The organism is Paenibacillus rubinfantis (assembly GCF_001486505.1).
GTDB classification, from domain to species: Bacteria; Bacillota; Bacilli; order Paenibacillales; family Paenibacillaceae; genus Fontibacillus; species Fontibacillus rubinfantis.
On record NZ_LN909063.1, the window covers coordinates 542,039 to 555,457 of the forward strand.

Genomic DNA, 13,419 nt, shown 5'->3' on the forward strand with positions numbered 1-13,419 from the left:
CCGTCTGCACCGCCTGCAGGCATACCGGCGCCGCCAATCGCGCCTGCGGCACCAGCGGCCGCGCCGCCGTTAGCCGCGCCCGTCGAGCTGGGTACAACCGGAATAGCCAGGTTCTCCAAGTCCTCCACCGTCGTGATGTTACCATCTACGACAACGGCCTTTTGGGATTCCTCCAGGCTAAACAATCCAAGGGGAACGCGGAGCGCGGAGCCCTGCACGATCCCTTTAACGGTATCTTCGGACAGACCCAGCTCCTTCATCTTGGCTTGGTCGAATTTCAAGCTGACCTCGCGAACGAACTGACCGGCGATTTGAACCGAAGCCACGCCGTCGAGATCCTCCAGCACAGGTTTAATGTCGGTTTCTGTAATGCGAGTCAGATCCTCAAGGCTGCCGGATTCCTTATCCGACAAGCTGAGGGACACGACTGGCATGGAGCTCAGACTGAACCGGGTAATTTGCGGTTTCTGTGCATCTTCCGGCAACTGCACGTCGTTCAGCGCTTCGCGAACGGCTGCAGTCGCGTTGTCGAGATTGGTGCCGTATTCGAATTCGATGATCAGCGAGGCGGCATTCTCCATCGAGGTGGAGGTCACCGTCTTCACGCCGTCAACGTTGTGCAGCCGCGTCTCCAGCGGTTTGGTGATTTCCTCGACCACGCCCTCCGGCGCAGCTCCAGGATATACGGCCGTTACGCTAAGGTAAGGCACGTCGATGTTTGGAATGGTCTCCTGCTTCATGGTTAAGCCGCTGTACAAACCAACGGCGGTAACGATGATCGTCAGCAGCCAGATGGCGAACTTATTGCGCAGGGAAAACTGGATTATACTCTTCATAAGCGGGTTTCTGCTCCTCTCTTTCTATGGGTGACAACATCATTTACGAGTGCTGGGTATAACCCTGCAGCAGCTGCGCCAGTTCCGCCGAATGAAGGGCCAGCTCCGGCATGGCGGCCAAGTTGGCCAGCATGCCCTTGATGATGGCGCGGCGCGGGCGAAGCTCCAGGATTTCGCGCTCAAGAATTTGCAGCGTTTCCTGCGCTTCCTGCTGTCTGTCTGGATCGACGATGACATCGCTAAGCTTTTCGCGGATTCGTTTGATCGCAATCAAAGGATGCTGCTGCAGATCCAAACTGCCCGGAGCACCTTCGGACATCAGCCGTAGCGTCTCCTTGGAAATCAACGGGACCGGACGATGGGTCAGTTGGTGCTGGACCGAAAGGTCGAGCAGACCTATCAAATGGTCCGCCATCCGTTCCGGCGAGGCCGAAACATGAGGTTCAACCAACAGGCGGATGTAGATGCCGACCATACCGTAAGCGATCGTTAAAAGGTCGCCCGTATACGACTTGATCTCCGGTCCGTAGACCGCTTCAAGCTTATTCATGCCGTGTCGCAGCAGCTTGGCATTGTGGGCTTGAACCGCATCCGGCTCCTTATAAGGCGTGCCGTTCTTGTGCCAGTCTTGGAACTGCATAATCAGGAACTCCCGCAGCTCAAGCACCAGCTCGAGCATGACGACCAGTTGGCGCCGCAGCTTCTCTTTTGGCGTTAACTCTTGCTGCAGCTCCACCTGGGTCATCTGGTCAAGCAGCATCTGATAGCAGTAGTCGAACAAGCTCTGCTCCAGCTCTTCCTTCGATTTGAAGTGAAGGTACAGGCTGCCTTTGGACATCCCGCAGGCTTCGGCAATTTCCTGCATCGACGTGGCGGACGAGCCTTTGGTTGCAAATAACTGCATGGCCGCTCGTAAAATCAGCTTCTTTTTGTCGATGGATGGATGGGACAAATAAGACCGAGCCTCCTTCCTCTGACTCGTGGGTTCTATTTATGACTCATGGGTCACTCCCGATTATAGTACAAAGCCCAGGCGGATTCAAATCGGTATAGGCGTACATTTTTCCCTCACACCAGTAGGAAGAATTCGAACGTTCATGTAGAATATAATCAAGCATTATTAGAAAAAGAAGGAGTACAACGATGAGACGGGGACTTCAAATCATTTTCATCGCCGCGATTTTATTTGCTTTCTATTATTTCGGATTTGGCGTCTTCGGTAAATTCGGGGGTACACTCGTTAGTATTTTCCAAACGCTGACCGTTATCACGATCGGCCTCGCCATTTTTATGGAGAACCGCAATCCGTCCAGCACGGTAGCCTGGATTATCGTGCTTGCTTTGCTGCCGGTCGTTGGGCTGTTGCTTTATTTTCTGCTGGGCCAAAACTATTTCAAGCGGCGTAAATTCGATAAAAAAGCGGAACAAGACCGCCTCAGCTACGAACGGATCGACCGCAGCGGCCATTTGCTGCCCCGCGATTTGTCGCAGTTCAGCCCGGGCCAGCAGCGCTTGCTGCATCTGTCGCAGCGGTTGGCCCGTACGCCGTATTCGATGGCGACCCGCACGCAGGTGTTGACCAACGGCGAGGAGACTTTTACCAACCTGCTGCGCGAGCTGAAGAAAGCCGAGCATCATATCCATATGGAGTACTACATCTACCGCGCCGACGATATCGGGCGGGAAATCCAGAAGACGTTGATGGAAAAAGCGCGGGCCGGAGTTGAGGTCCGGTTCATGTTCGATGCGGTCGGCAGCATTGGCCTGCCTAAGTCGTTTATCGCGGAGCTGCGGGGAGCCGGAGTCAAGGTTGGCGTTTACGGACAGATGCGTTTTCTGGCCCTGTCGAGCCGGGTGAATTATCGCAACCACCGCAAAATCGTCGTCATCGACGGCAATACTGGATTCATCGGCGGACTTAACGTCGGTGACGAGTATTTGAGCCGCAGCAAAACGTACGGCTTCTGGCGTGATACGCACATGCTTGTAAAAGGGGAGGCGGTCCGGTCGCTGCAGATTATTTTTCTGCAGGACTGGCAGTATGTGACCGGGGAGAAGATCATGGACCTGGCCTACTTGTCCCCTGAGCTGGAGCAGGGCTGCAGCGGTGCGGTGCAGATCGTGCCCAGCGGACCGGACAACGAAAGCCGGACGCTCAAGAACATCTTCTTTGCGATGATAACGTCGGCGAAAAAATCCGTGTGGCTGGCGACGCCGTATTTTATCCCGGACGAGGACATCCTGACCGCACTGCGCGTGGCCAGCTTATCGGGGATCGACGTACGCATCCTGTTCCCGGCCAAACCGGACAAATGGCTGCCGTTCCTCGCGTCCCATTCGTATTTTCAGGCGCTGCTGGAGGTAGGAGTCAAAATTTTCGAATACGAAAAAGGCTTCCTGCATTCCAAACTGCTGATCGTGGACGGGGAAGTCGCTACTGTCGGGACAGCCAATATGGATATGCGCAGCTTCCATTTGAATTTCGAGGTGAACGCGCTTCTAGTACAAAGCGACAGCGTCGCGAAGGTCGTGAACAACTTCGAACGCGACCTGCTGTCGGCGAAGCTGATTGACAAGCATGATTTTATGAATAAGAAAATCCCGGTACGCCTGGCGGAATCCGCGGCTCGGCTCTTATCTCCGCTCCTGTAGCGGAGACGTAAGGGGCGGGCCGGCGATGAGCCGCCCGGCGTATTTCGCAATCAAGGAGGGACTACGGCATGGAACCGACATCGGAACGTAAAACCGAGCATATCCGGCTCTGCCTGGAAGAGGAAGTGAACGCGGAGGGGATCCGCAACGGGTTTGAAAAATACCGCTTTCGCCACAACGCGCTGCCGGAGTTAGATTTTGCTGAAATCAGCTTGAAGACGGCATTTCTCGGCGCTTCGCTGCGTACGCCGCTGCTGATCAGCTCGATGACCGGCGGCAGTCGGTTGGCCGGCGAGATTAATACGCGCCTTGCGGAGGCGGCGGAGCGGCGCGGCTGGTCGATGGGCGTCGGCTCGGTTCGGGCCGCCGTAGAACGGGACGAGCTTGCGCCTACCTTTGCGGTAAGGAAGCTGGCGCCGTCTATCCCGATCATCGCTAATCTCGGCGCGGTGCAGTTAAATTACGGCTACGGGCCGGAGGATTGCAAGCGGGCGGTGGAGATCGCCGGAGCGGACATGCTCGTACTGCATTTGAACAGCCTGCAGGAAGTGTTCCAGCCGGAGGGAGATACGAAGTTTGGCGGGCTGCTGCGGCGGATCGAGGAGGTTTGCCGCGAGCTGCCGATTCCGGTTGGCGTTAAGGAGGTCGGCTGGGGCATCGACGGCGCTACGGCGAGACGGCTGCGCGAAGCAGGCGTCGCTTTCATCGACGTCGCGGGCGCCGGCGGCACCTCGTGGAGCCAGGTCGAGAAGTTCCGCGGCAGCGACCCCGTGCAAAGCGCTGGCGCTTGGCGCGGACCTGGCCGGGTTCGGCCGGGCGCTGCTCGAACCGGCGGTGCATTCGGAGGAGCGGCTGGACGCGCTGCTGGAGCGCGTCGAGCTGGAGCTCCGCACCGCCATGTTCGGCATTGGCGCCGGCAACATACCGGCGCTGCGGAATACGCCGCGGCTCGTGCGCCGCGAGTAGCTGTCGAGGGTGGTGCCGCTCTTCCGCCCACCGATGCAACGCGAAGGGCGGCGCAGGCCTGGTGTGCCCGCTCCGTATGTTGCGGCTGGCCCCTTTGCGTGATTATCCCTTTTGCTCAGAAGCCGGGCAGATGCTAGAAAAGGGCAGGTAATACTCTGAACCTTGCTTGTGCGCCGTGAGTAGCAGTAGAAGGTGCCGCTCTTCCCCCCACCGATGCAACGCGAAGGGCGGTGGAGGCCTGGTGTGCCCGCTCCGTATGTTGCGGCTGGCCCCTTTGCATGATTATCCCTTTTGCTCAGGTGCTGAGAAGTTATGTTCTGAAATAGTTCTCCGAATGAGCCTGGCCCAAGTGATCGAACCATGAGTGGACTCCTGATTGAACGGGATAATGGTGCAAGCAACTGACCATGAGAGCAGCGCCTGATTAAATGGGATAATAGCGCAAAGCGACTGGGCCGTGATAGTGATGCCTGATTAAAGGGGATAATGTGCAAGCGACTGGGTCGTGATAGTGTCACCTGATTAAACGGGATAATGGTGTAAAGCGGCAAGAGGATGATCGGCTTCTGATTAATCGGGATAATGGTGCAAAGCGAGTGGGCGGCGAGCTAACACCTGATTGAGCGGGATAATGGCGCAAAGAGGGGCTGAGCTATGAGGATGAGAATGAGAATGAGGGCGAGGGCGGCAGCCTGATTAAAGGGGATAATGGTGCAAAAAGCGACGGGGACGCGGGTGGGGGGATGAATTCCAACTAAACTTGTAAGAATTTGTTGCAATCATACGGAATCCCTATTATATTGAAGGTGAATACCGGTTCGCCTGGACGGAGTTTGGACCTATTTGATAAGGCAACGGCGGCGGGTCAATACATAAATCGGCGGCAGATCCCGTGGGCGATATGGCGGGTTTTGGCGTACGGAGAGGGAGTTGGATATGAAACCTTCATTGTGGAAGTGGAGCACGAGAACGGTGGTGACGATCGGGATTGGAGCCGCCCTGTACGGAGCGACCAGCTGGATCGGCATCCCGATCGCGCCGGATACGCAGCTGCGTCCGGCTATCGCTTTGCTGGCGATTTTCGGCGCGTTGTTTGGGCCAGTCGTTGGCTTTGTCGCCGGGTTTATCGGACACGTGATCAACGATTTGATTACGAGCGGCACCGTGTGGTGGGGCTGGGCCCTTGGCTCGGGCATCACCGCGGCTTTTATGGGCCTGATTTACTTGGCCAAGGACTTCAACGCCCAGGAAGGGCGGATGAAGAAAAACCACGTGGCTTGGTTTATCGTTTACGGCATCGTGGGGATCTTTGTTTCGCTGGCTTTTTCCGGGTACTTCGACATTCTTGTGATGGGTGAACCCAACGATAAGATCGCGGTTCAAGTCATTTCTGCGGGTCTGGCGAACCTGGCCGTGTTTCTCATTCTGGGGCTTCCGGCGGTGTTGGCTTACGTGAAACGCAACCGCAGCAACTCGAATTTAAGCGTAGACAGATAAAAGGAGCTTACTGAAAACATGCAAGCAGTCATAACTTTCCGACAGTTCAGTTTCCGCTACAAAAATCAGAGTGAACCTACGCTAAAGAACATCCATCTGGAAATCAAGCGCGGCGAGAAAATATGGATCGCTGGCCCCAGCGGGTCCGGCAAGTCGACATTAGCCCATTGTATCAATGGGCTAATTCCCTTTTCGTACGGCGGCGAAATGTCCGGACAACTGCTGCTGGACGGCCAAGATGCCTCGGCAATGACGATCTTCGAGCGCAGCCGCCGGATTGGGACGATCCTGCAAAATCCGGATGCTCAGTTCGTCGGCCAGACGGTTGGGGAAGATGTGGCTTTTCAACTGGAGAATGAAGGGGCTCCGCTAGATGAGATGAAAGCGGCCGTTTCGTCGGCGCTGGATCTCGTTGGGATGCGAGCGTATGAAGCGCAAGGTCCGCATGAACTGTCCGGCGGGCAAAAACAGCATGTCTCGCTGGCCGGCGTATTGTCGACGCAAGCGGATATTTTGCTGTTTGATGAGCCGCTCGCCAATTTAGACCCTGCCAGCGGTGCCAAAGCGATGCGGCTGATCGACGAAATCCACCGCAGCCAAGGGAAAACGGTGATCCTTATCGAGCATCGGGTCGAAGACGTCTTGCTGGAGCATATCGATCGCGTTGTCGTAATGAACGGGGGGGAGATTGCGGCGATCGGCACGCCGGATGAGCTGCTGGCGGCCGGCATCCTTCCCCGGTACGGCTTACGCCAGCCGCTGTACTTGGAGGCGCTGAGCCATGCGGGACTGCCATTGTCGGCATTTACCGGTTTGACCGGACCGGAGACGCTGCGGCTCCAGGAGTCTGACGCGGTAGAGAACGACGGGGAAACGTCCGCTTCCGCAGGGCTGAACGAGCCGCGACTGAACGAGCTGCAACTAAGCGAGCTGCAGCTAAGCGAGCCGCAGCTGCGGGAGCGGCTGGAGTCGTGGGCGGCGTCCGTTCCGCCGGCGGCACGGAGCAGCCTTGGTGAGCCGCTGCTTGAGCTGCGAGGCGTGTCCTTCGCCTATAAGCCGGGCAAGAACGCAGTGGAGGACGTCTCGCTGACCGTCCGCACCGGTGAAACCGTGGCCCTGCTCGGCAGCAACGGAGCCGGTAAATCCACGCTGTCGGGGTTGATTACCGGCTTGCTTAAGCCGAGCGCGGGGGAGGTTCGTCTGCGCGGTGAGGCGATCACCGGCTGGTCGATCCGTCGACGCGGCGAAGAGATTGGTTACGTGATGCAACATCCCCATCACATGTTGACCCAACACATGGTGCGGGACGAGATTCGCATCGGCCTGGCGGCGCGCGGAGTCCCCGAAGGCGAGCGAGAGCAGCGTACGGAGGAAGTCTTGCAGATTTGCGGCCTGTATCCATACCGGAACTGGCCGGTTTCCGCACTGAGCTTTGGGCAAAAGAAGCGGCTTAGTATCGCGGCGATTCTGGTGCTGCAGCCCAAGCTTATGATATTGGATGAGCCCACAGCAGGCCAGGATTATCGGCATTATACCGAATTTATGGAATTCATCGACCGGCTAGCTGCTAAGGGAATGGCGTTTCTGTTCATTACGCATGACATGCATTTGGCGCTGGAATATGCGGACCGGGCGGCCGTGATGGTGGAGGGCCGAATCATCGCTGAGGACGCGGTGGCCCGTATTTTAGCCGACGGAGCTATCACCGCGCAGGCCAATCTGCGGGAGACGAGCCTGGCGCGTTTCGCCGAGGCCCGGGGGCTGGCTTCACCGGCGAGGTTCGTTGAGGCTTTTATCGCCGCGGAAAAGAAGGTGAAGCGAGCATGAGCCAAACGAGTGGATTATACGCAGCGGGGGACTCCTTTTTTCACCGGATGGATGGGGCGGTTAAGTTGATCCTGCTGCTAACCTGGACGGTTGTCACCTTCCTGTTCATGGATTTGCGTGTGTTTGCCGTCATGCTGGCCGGCGGGGTTTCGATGCTGTTGCTGGCTCGGGTGCCGTTCCGCAAAATGGCGCTGTTGTTCTGGGCGCTGACCGTTTTTACCGTCATTAATAGCATTTTTATTCTTCTGATCACACCTCGATTTGGCACGACATTGACCGGAAGCAATACGCCGTTAATCTCGCTTGGGTATGACAGCATTAATGCGGAAACGTTGGTTTATGTGCTGACGCTGTCGTTTAAATATTTGACATTGCTGCCGATTACGCTGCTGTTTATTTTTACGACGCATCCCAGCCGCTTTGCTGCCAGCTTAAACAAACTGGGCGTTCCTTACAAGCTCGCTTATGCCGTCAGCATCGCCTTTCGCTACATCCCCGATTTGACGAAGGAGTTTCGCACGATCCTAAACGCGCTTCAGATGCGAGGGTTAGGAATCTCCCGTGGAGACGGGACGCTGCTCCAGCGGGCGCGGAATCTGACGCAGGCGGTTGTGCCGCTGCTGCAATCCTCATTGCAGCATATCGAATCGGTCTCCGATGCCATGGACCTGCGTGGATTCGGTACGAAACCGCGGCGAACCTGGTACATGGGCACCGTGATGAAGGGAAGCGATAAGCTGATCGCGTTGCTGTGCGCGGTTTTGCTGGCGGGTGGTATCTGGTTGAAACGCAGCTTGTTTCAGGGATTTTGGTATCCGCTCGGATAGATGATCGTTGTTTATTAGGGTCCGCTAAGGACCGGTAGGGAGAGGATACTTATGGTTCAATTGGTTCCCATGACGAAGACGGAATATCAGGCGTTTCGCAGTCGATCGGTCCGCGAATATGCAGAGGAGAAAGTCGTAGCCGGCACCTGGAAGCCGGAGGACGCGCCGGCGCTCGCCGAAGCGACGTTTCGCAGATTTCTCCCGGACGATCTGGAGACAGCGGGGGCCTATCTGTTCAGTGTCAAGGAGACGGAACAGCAAACGCCCGTGGGTCATCTTTGGTTTAATGTAATGGAGCAGGAAAAAGGACCGATTGTGTTTATCCTCGATATCCTGATCTATGATGAATTCCAGGACCAGGGTTACGGTCAAGCGACGATGACCGCGTTGGAGGATCAGGTGCGCGAGTTGGGGCTGAATAGGATTGGCCTCCATGTGTTCGGGCATAACCAGCGGGCTTACCGGTTGTATCAAAAGATGGGTTACATCGCCACGGACATTCAGATGAGCAAAACCTTGGAGGATCGCGGCTAGAATGCGGACCCGGGCACGACCCTGAGCACGGGGGGGAGATCGTTATCCTTGAAATATTCCCGGCGTATCGTTACTATGGTTGAAGGAAGCTGAGCAATTACATGAATGAGGAGTTGTCAATCATATGGCTTTAAAAGCAGGCATTGTGGGTTTACCGAACGTGGGGAAATCCACACTGTTTAACGCGATAACCCAGGCGGGGGCCGAATCCGCAAACTATCCGTTTTGCACGATCGACCCGAATGTCGGCGTGGTCGAGGTGCCGGATGAGCGGCTCGACAAGCTGACCGAGCTGGTTGTTCCGAACCGTACGGTACCAACGGCGTTCGAATTTGTTGATATCGCCGGATTGGTACGTGGCGCAAGTAAGGGCGAGGGATTGGGTAACAAATTCCTGGCGCATATCCGCGAAGTGGATGCGATCGTGCATGTGGTCCGCTGCTTTGAGGATGAGAATATTACGCACGTGGACGGCAAAATTAACCCGATCAGCGACATCCAAACGATTAACCTGGAGCTGATCTTGGCCGACGTGGAAAGCGTCGAGAAACGAATCGAACGCTCCAAGAAAAATATGAAGGGCGGCAACAAGCAATACGCGCAGGAGGTTGAGGTCCTGGAACGGATCAAGGAGGCGCTCTATAACGATCAGCCGGCGCGCAGCGTGGAGCTGACCGATGAAGAGAAGCAAATCGTGCGCGATTTGCACCTCTTGACCTTAAAGCCGGTGCTGTACGCCGCCAATGTCAGTGAGGACGGCGTGACCGAAGCCGACAGCAATCCTTATGTGCAGCAGGTGAAAGAGTTCGCTGCGGCTGAAGGAGCCGAAGTGGTGCCGATCAGCGCCAAGGTGGAAGCGGAGATTGCGGAACTGGAAGGCGAAGATAAGGCGATGTTCCTGGAGGAGCTGGGTCTGAGCGCTTCCGGATTGGATCGTCTGATCCAGGCCGCTTATCGCTTGCTCGGCCTGTATACGTACTTTACAGCCGGCGTGCAGGAGGTTCGTGCCTGGACGATCCGCAAAGGGACGAAAGCGCCGCAAGCGGCGGGCGTTATCCACTCCGACTTCGAGCGTGGTTTTATCCGCGCCGAGGTGGTTTCTTACCATGACCTGGTTGCAGCCGGTTCGATGAATGCGGCGCGTGAACGCGGTCAACTGCGGTTGGAAGGCAAAGACTACGTCGTCCAAGACGGCGATGTCATGCATTTCCGCTTTAACGTATAATTTAACTTCGGGTATTAGCGGTGGATCGCTGCCCCAGGGATCGCAGAGTGAGGCGAGCCTTGGGGCAGTTTTTTTGTAATTTGCATTTTTTTATTTGTAAAATAAGGAGTGTATATAAAGAGAATGTCCGGCATACCTTCATTTAGAAAGATGAACGTATGGTAATAATTTGCATTGTTTTCATAGAATCGAGTTTGTATACTTAATTCAAGTTGGATTCATTCTTACATCTAGGGGGAGTTTTTGTAATGAGTATGGATTACGCCTTGCACCGCAAGTCCCAGTTGGATACCCGGGAATTGCTGTTGCTGGAATCCGAAGTGAAAAACCAGGGGAAAAACATGTTTGTAGCTTATATCCTATGGTATTTCCTTGGAATCTTCGGGGGACATCGTTTTTACATGGGGAAGATCGGAACAGCCGTCACTCAACTGATTTTGTCGCTGACGGTAGTCGGACTGATCGCAACCGGGATCTGGTGGATCGTGGACGCTTTCCTGGTGCACACTTGGGTGAAACGTCATAACGGTGAGGTAGAGAACCGGATTATCGACCGGATTTTCTATGATCGCGGCAGATCTCCGGAGTATCCAATCTAATCATGTTGACGAAAAGCGATCTGACCACGAGCGAGCTGTTGCTCCTGAATTCGGAAATGAATAAGCGTGAAAAATCGCTGGGCCTGGCCTACCTGATGCTGCTGGCTGGTCATTTGGGCGTGCATCGTTTCTACTTGAAGCGGATTGCCAGCGGGGTCGTACAGCTTTGTTTAGCTATCCTGGCGATTGGACTCTACATTGGGTTTGCCATTGCGGCGGGGATCGAAAGCGTGGAATCGCCGGAGACGGCCTACTCGCTGCTGCTGCTCATTCCCGTTATCCTGTTTGGGTTGGCGCTGACCGTGTGGGTGATCGTCGATGCTTGCTTGCTTCCGGGTATCGTTCGTAACTGGAACGCCAAGCTGGAGCAGTCGCTGATCGAGCAAATCGCCGCCCTCCGTCCGCCGGCGGGGTTCGCAAACCCGGGAACGGAACAGATGGATGGTGGAGGCAGTCGTTCGCTTGATTTATAGGCGGCCGTTTATGCATGTCAAGGAAAGGCGCCTTTTGGGCGTCTTTTTTTGCGGGTGGAAAGGTTCAGGTTGGCAGCTAGGGATCTGGGCGAAGCTGATCTAGCCAAAACACGACCTTCATGGTATAATAAAAAGTCGTTTATCCCTGATATAATAAGGCTGCGGATGAGCGGCTTTTTATAAAGATAATGTGATTGAATGAAGAGAGGTGACATCCCTTGTTGGACCGACTACAATCCCTGGCTGACCGTTATGAGAAGCTGAGCGAGCTGCTCTGTGATCCGGACGTGGCGAACGACTCGAAACGGCTGCGGGATTACTCCAAAGAACAATCGGATTTACAGCCGGCTTATGAGGCGTACACCGAATATAAGAATGTTGTTGAAGAGCTGGAAGCGGCAAAAGCGATGCAGGCCGAGAAGCTGGATGACGAAATGCGCGAAATGGTGAAGATGGAAATCGAGGAACTAAGCGCACGCCAACAGGAATTGGAAGAGAAAATCCGCATTTTGCTGCTGCCGAAGGATCCCAATGACGATAAGAACGTCATCGTGGAAATCCGCGGTGCGGCCGGAGGGGATGAAGCGGCTTTGTTTGCCGCTGATTTGTACCGGATGTATACGCGGTATGCCGACTCGCAAGGCTGGCGTATCGATGTGATGGATATGAATGAAAGCGACTTGGGCGGGTTTAAAGAGGTTATCTTTATGATTAACGGCCGGGGCGCATATAGCAAACTGAAATACGAGAGCGGTGCGCATCGCGTACAGCGGATTCCGGCGACGGAATCCGGCGGACGGATTCACACGTCGACCTCGACGGTGGCGGTCTTGCCGGAAGTTGAGGATGTGGATATTGAAATCCTGGATAAGGACATTCGCGTCGATACGTTCTGTTCGAGCGGCGCGGGCGGCCAATCGGTCAACACGACGAAGTCGGCCGTGCGGGTGACGCATATCCCGACGGGAATCGTGGCGACATGCCAGGACGGCAAATCGCAAAACTCCAACAAAGAGAAGGCGCTGCAGGTGCTGCGCGCCCGGATCTTCGATATGAAACGGCAGGAAGAGGAAGCGAAATACGCTGGCGAACGGAAGAGCAAAGTGGGTACCGGGGATCGCAGTGAGCGGATCCGGACTTACAACTTCCCGCAAAGCCGGGTGACCGACCACCGCATCGGCCTGACCCTGCACAAGCTGGACCAGGTCATGAACGGTGAGATCGGGGAGATTGTGTCGGCGCTGACGATTGCCGAGCAAGCCGAACTGATGGATAAAGGAGAATAACGTTTTGCACAGCGAAGGATACCGGATGTCCGGTGCAATGACGATTTGGGAAGCCCGTAAAGAGGCTTCTTCTTTTTTAGGGGCGGCGGGCGTGCGGGAGCCCGAGTCCAACGCGGAGCTGCTGCTCCGCCATGTGCTGGGCCTGGCGGGTGCAGCATATTTGGCCGCGCTCCGCGAGCCGTTCCCGGCGGACAAGCAGGACGCCTGGGAAGCGGTAATCCGCCGCAAAGCGGCGGGCGAGCCAGCGCAGTATATCATCGGGGAACAGGAATTCTACGGGTTGACCTTCCGGGTCAACCCGGCGGTGCTGATCCCCCGCCCGGAAACGGAGCTGCTCGTGGAGCGCATCGCGCTGGAGGGCGATGCGCTGTGGCCCGGCGGCGCGCCGTACGCCGCCGATATCGGTACGGGCAGCGGCGCGATCGCCGCGGCCCTGGCCCATCTGCGCCCAGCGTGGCGCGTGGCGGCGAGCGATATCTCGCCGGACGCCCTGGCGGTGGCGCAGGACAATGTCCGGCGGCTCGGCCTTGCGGTGACGTTCAAGCAGGGGGACCTGCTTGAACCTTTTGCCGGCGAGCCGCTGGACATCGTAGTGTCGAATCCGCCGTATATTCCGGCGGAAGACATCCCGCACCTGCAGCCGGAGGTGCGGGACTTCGAGCCGCGCGGCGCGCTGGACGGCGGCCCGGACGGGCTG

The 13,419-nt window shown here is 56.3% G+C and carries 12 protein-coding genes and 1 pseudogene; 11 read left to right on the forward strand and 2 right to left on the reverse strand.

Features of this window, described 5'->3' with window-relative positions; genetic code table 11:
- Both BN3277_RS07550 and BN3277_RS07555 read right to left on the reverse strand, forming a co-directional pair.
- On the reverse strand, positions 1-836 hold an 836-nt coding region (locus BN3277_RS07550), incomplete at its 3' end, for an efflux RND transporter permease subunit (RefSeq protein ID WP_148501008.1).
- A 43-nt stretch (positions 837-879) separates the two neighbouring features.
- Positions 880-1,788, reverse strand: a complete 909-nt coding sequence (locus BN3277_RS07555; protein ID WP_059041634.1) for a TetR/AcrR family transcriptional regulator — start codon at positions 1,786-1,788, stop codon at positions 880-882.
- 191 nt (positions 1,789-1,979) lie between these two features.
- Between BN3277_RS07555 and cls the strand changes: the two genes are divergently transcribed.
- The 11 genes and pseudogenes from cls to prmC form a co-directional block, all read left to right on the forward strand.
- Entirely contained in the window at positions 1,980-3,488 is a 1,509-nt protein-coding gene (cls, locus tag BN3277_RS07560) for a cardiolipin synthase (RefSeq protein ID WP_059041635.1), read from the forward strand.
- Between the two features lie 68 nt (positions 3,489-3,556).
- A pseudogene (gene fni, locus BN3277_RS07565) lies at positions 3,557-4,454 on the forward strand (type 2 isopentenyl-diphosphate Delta-isomerase).
- Positions 4,455-5,390: 936 nt separating this feature from the next.
- Positions 5,391-5,951: an ECF-type riboflavin transporter substrate-binding protein gene (locus BN3277_RS07570; protein ID WP_059041636.1), complete on the forward strand. Its 561-nt coding sequence runs from the start codon at positions 5,391-5,393 to the stop codon at positions 5,949-5,951.
- Between the two features lie 18 nt (positions 5,952-5,969).
- The gene (locus BN3277_RS07575; RefSeq protein WP_059041637.1) at positions 5,970-7,778 is read left to right on the forward strand and encodes an ABC transporter ATP-binding protein; all 1,809 of its coding nucleotides are present in this window, start codon (positions 5,970-5,972) and stop codon (positions 7,776-7,778) included.
- A complete protein-coding gene (locus tag BN3277_RS07580) occupies positions 7,775-8,605 on the forward strand; it encodes an energy-coupling factor transporter transmembrane component T family protein (protein WP_059041638.1) in 831 nt (276 codons plus the stop codon). Before BN3277_RS07575 ends, BN3277_RS07580 begins: the two co-directional genes overlap by 4 nt.
- 51 nt (positions 8,606-8,656) lie before the next feature.
- A complete protein-coding gene (locus tag BN3277_RS07585) occupies positions 8,657-9,139 on the forward strand; it encodes a GNAT family N-acetyltransferase (RefSeq protein WP_059041639.1) in 483 nt (160 codons plus the stop codon).
- 124 nt (positions 9,140-9,263) lie between these two features.
- Positions 9,264-10,364 (forward strand): redox-regulated ATPase YchF, encoded by a 1,101-nt coding sequence (gene ychF / locus BN3277_RS07590; protein ID WP_059041640.1) that lies wholly within the window; start codon positions 9,264-9,266, stop codon positions 10,362-10,364.
- Between the two features lie 254 nt (positions 10,365-10,618).
- Positions 10,619-10,963: a TM2 domain-containing protein gene (locus tag BN3277_RS07595; RefSeq protein WP_059041837.1), complete on the forward strand. Its 345-nt coding sequence runs from the start codon at positions 10,619-10,621 to the stop codon at positions 10,961-10,963.
- Between the two features lie 2 nt (positions 10,964-10,965).
- Positions 10,966-11,436, forward strand: a complete 471-nt coding sequence (locus tag BN3277_RS07600; RefSeq protein ID WP_082691362.1) for an NINE protein — start codon at positions 10,966-10,968, stop codon at positions 11,434-11,436.
- Positions 11,437-11,654: 218 nt separating this feature from the next.
- Positions 11,655-12,722: a peptide chain release factor 1 gene (gene prfA / locus BN3277_RS07605; protein WP_059041641.1), complete on the forward strand. Its 1,068-nt coding sequence runs from the start codon at positions 11,655-11,657 to the stop codon at positions 12,720-12,722.
- A gap of 25 nt (positions 12,723-12,747) precedes the next feature.
- The coding region (gene prmC / locus BN3277_RS07610; RefSeq protein ID WP_232436364.1) for a peptide chain release factor N(5)-glutamine methyltransferase at positions 12,748-13,419 on the forward strand (672 nt) is incomplete at its 3' end.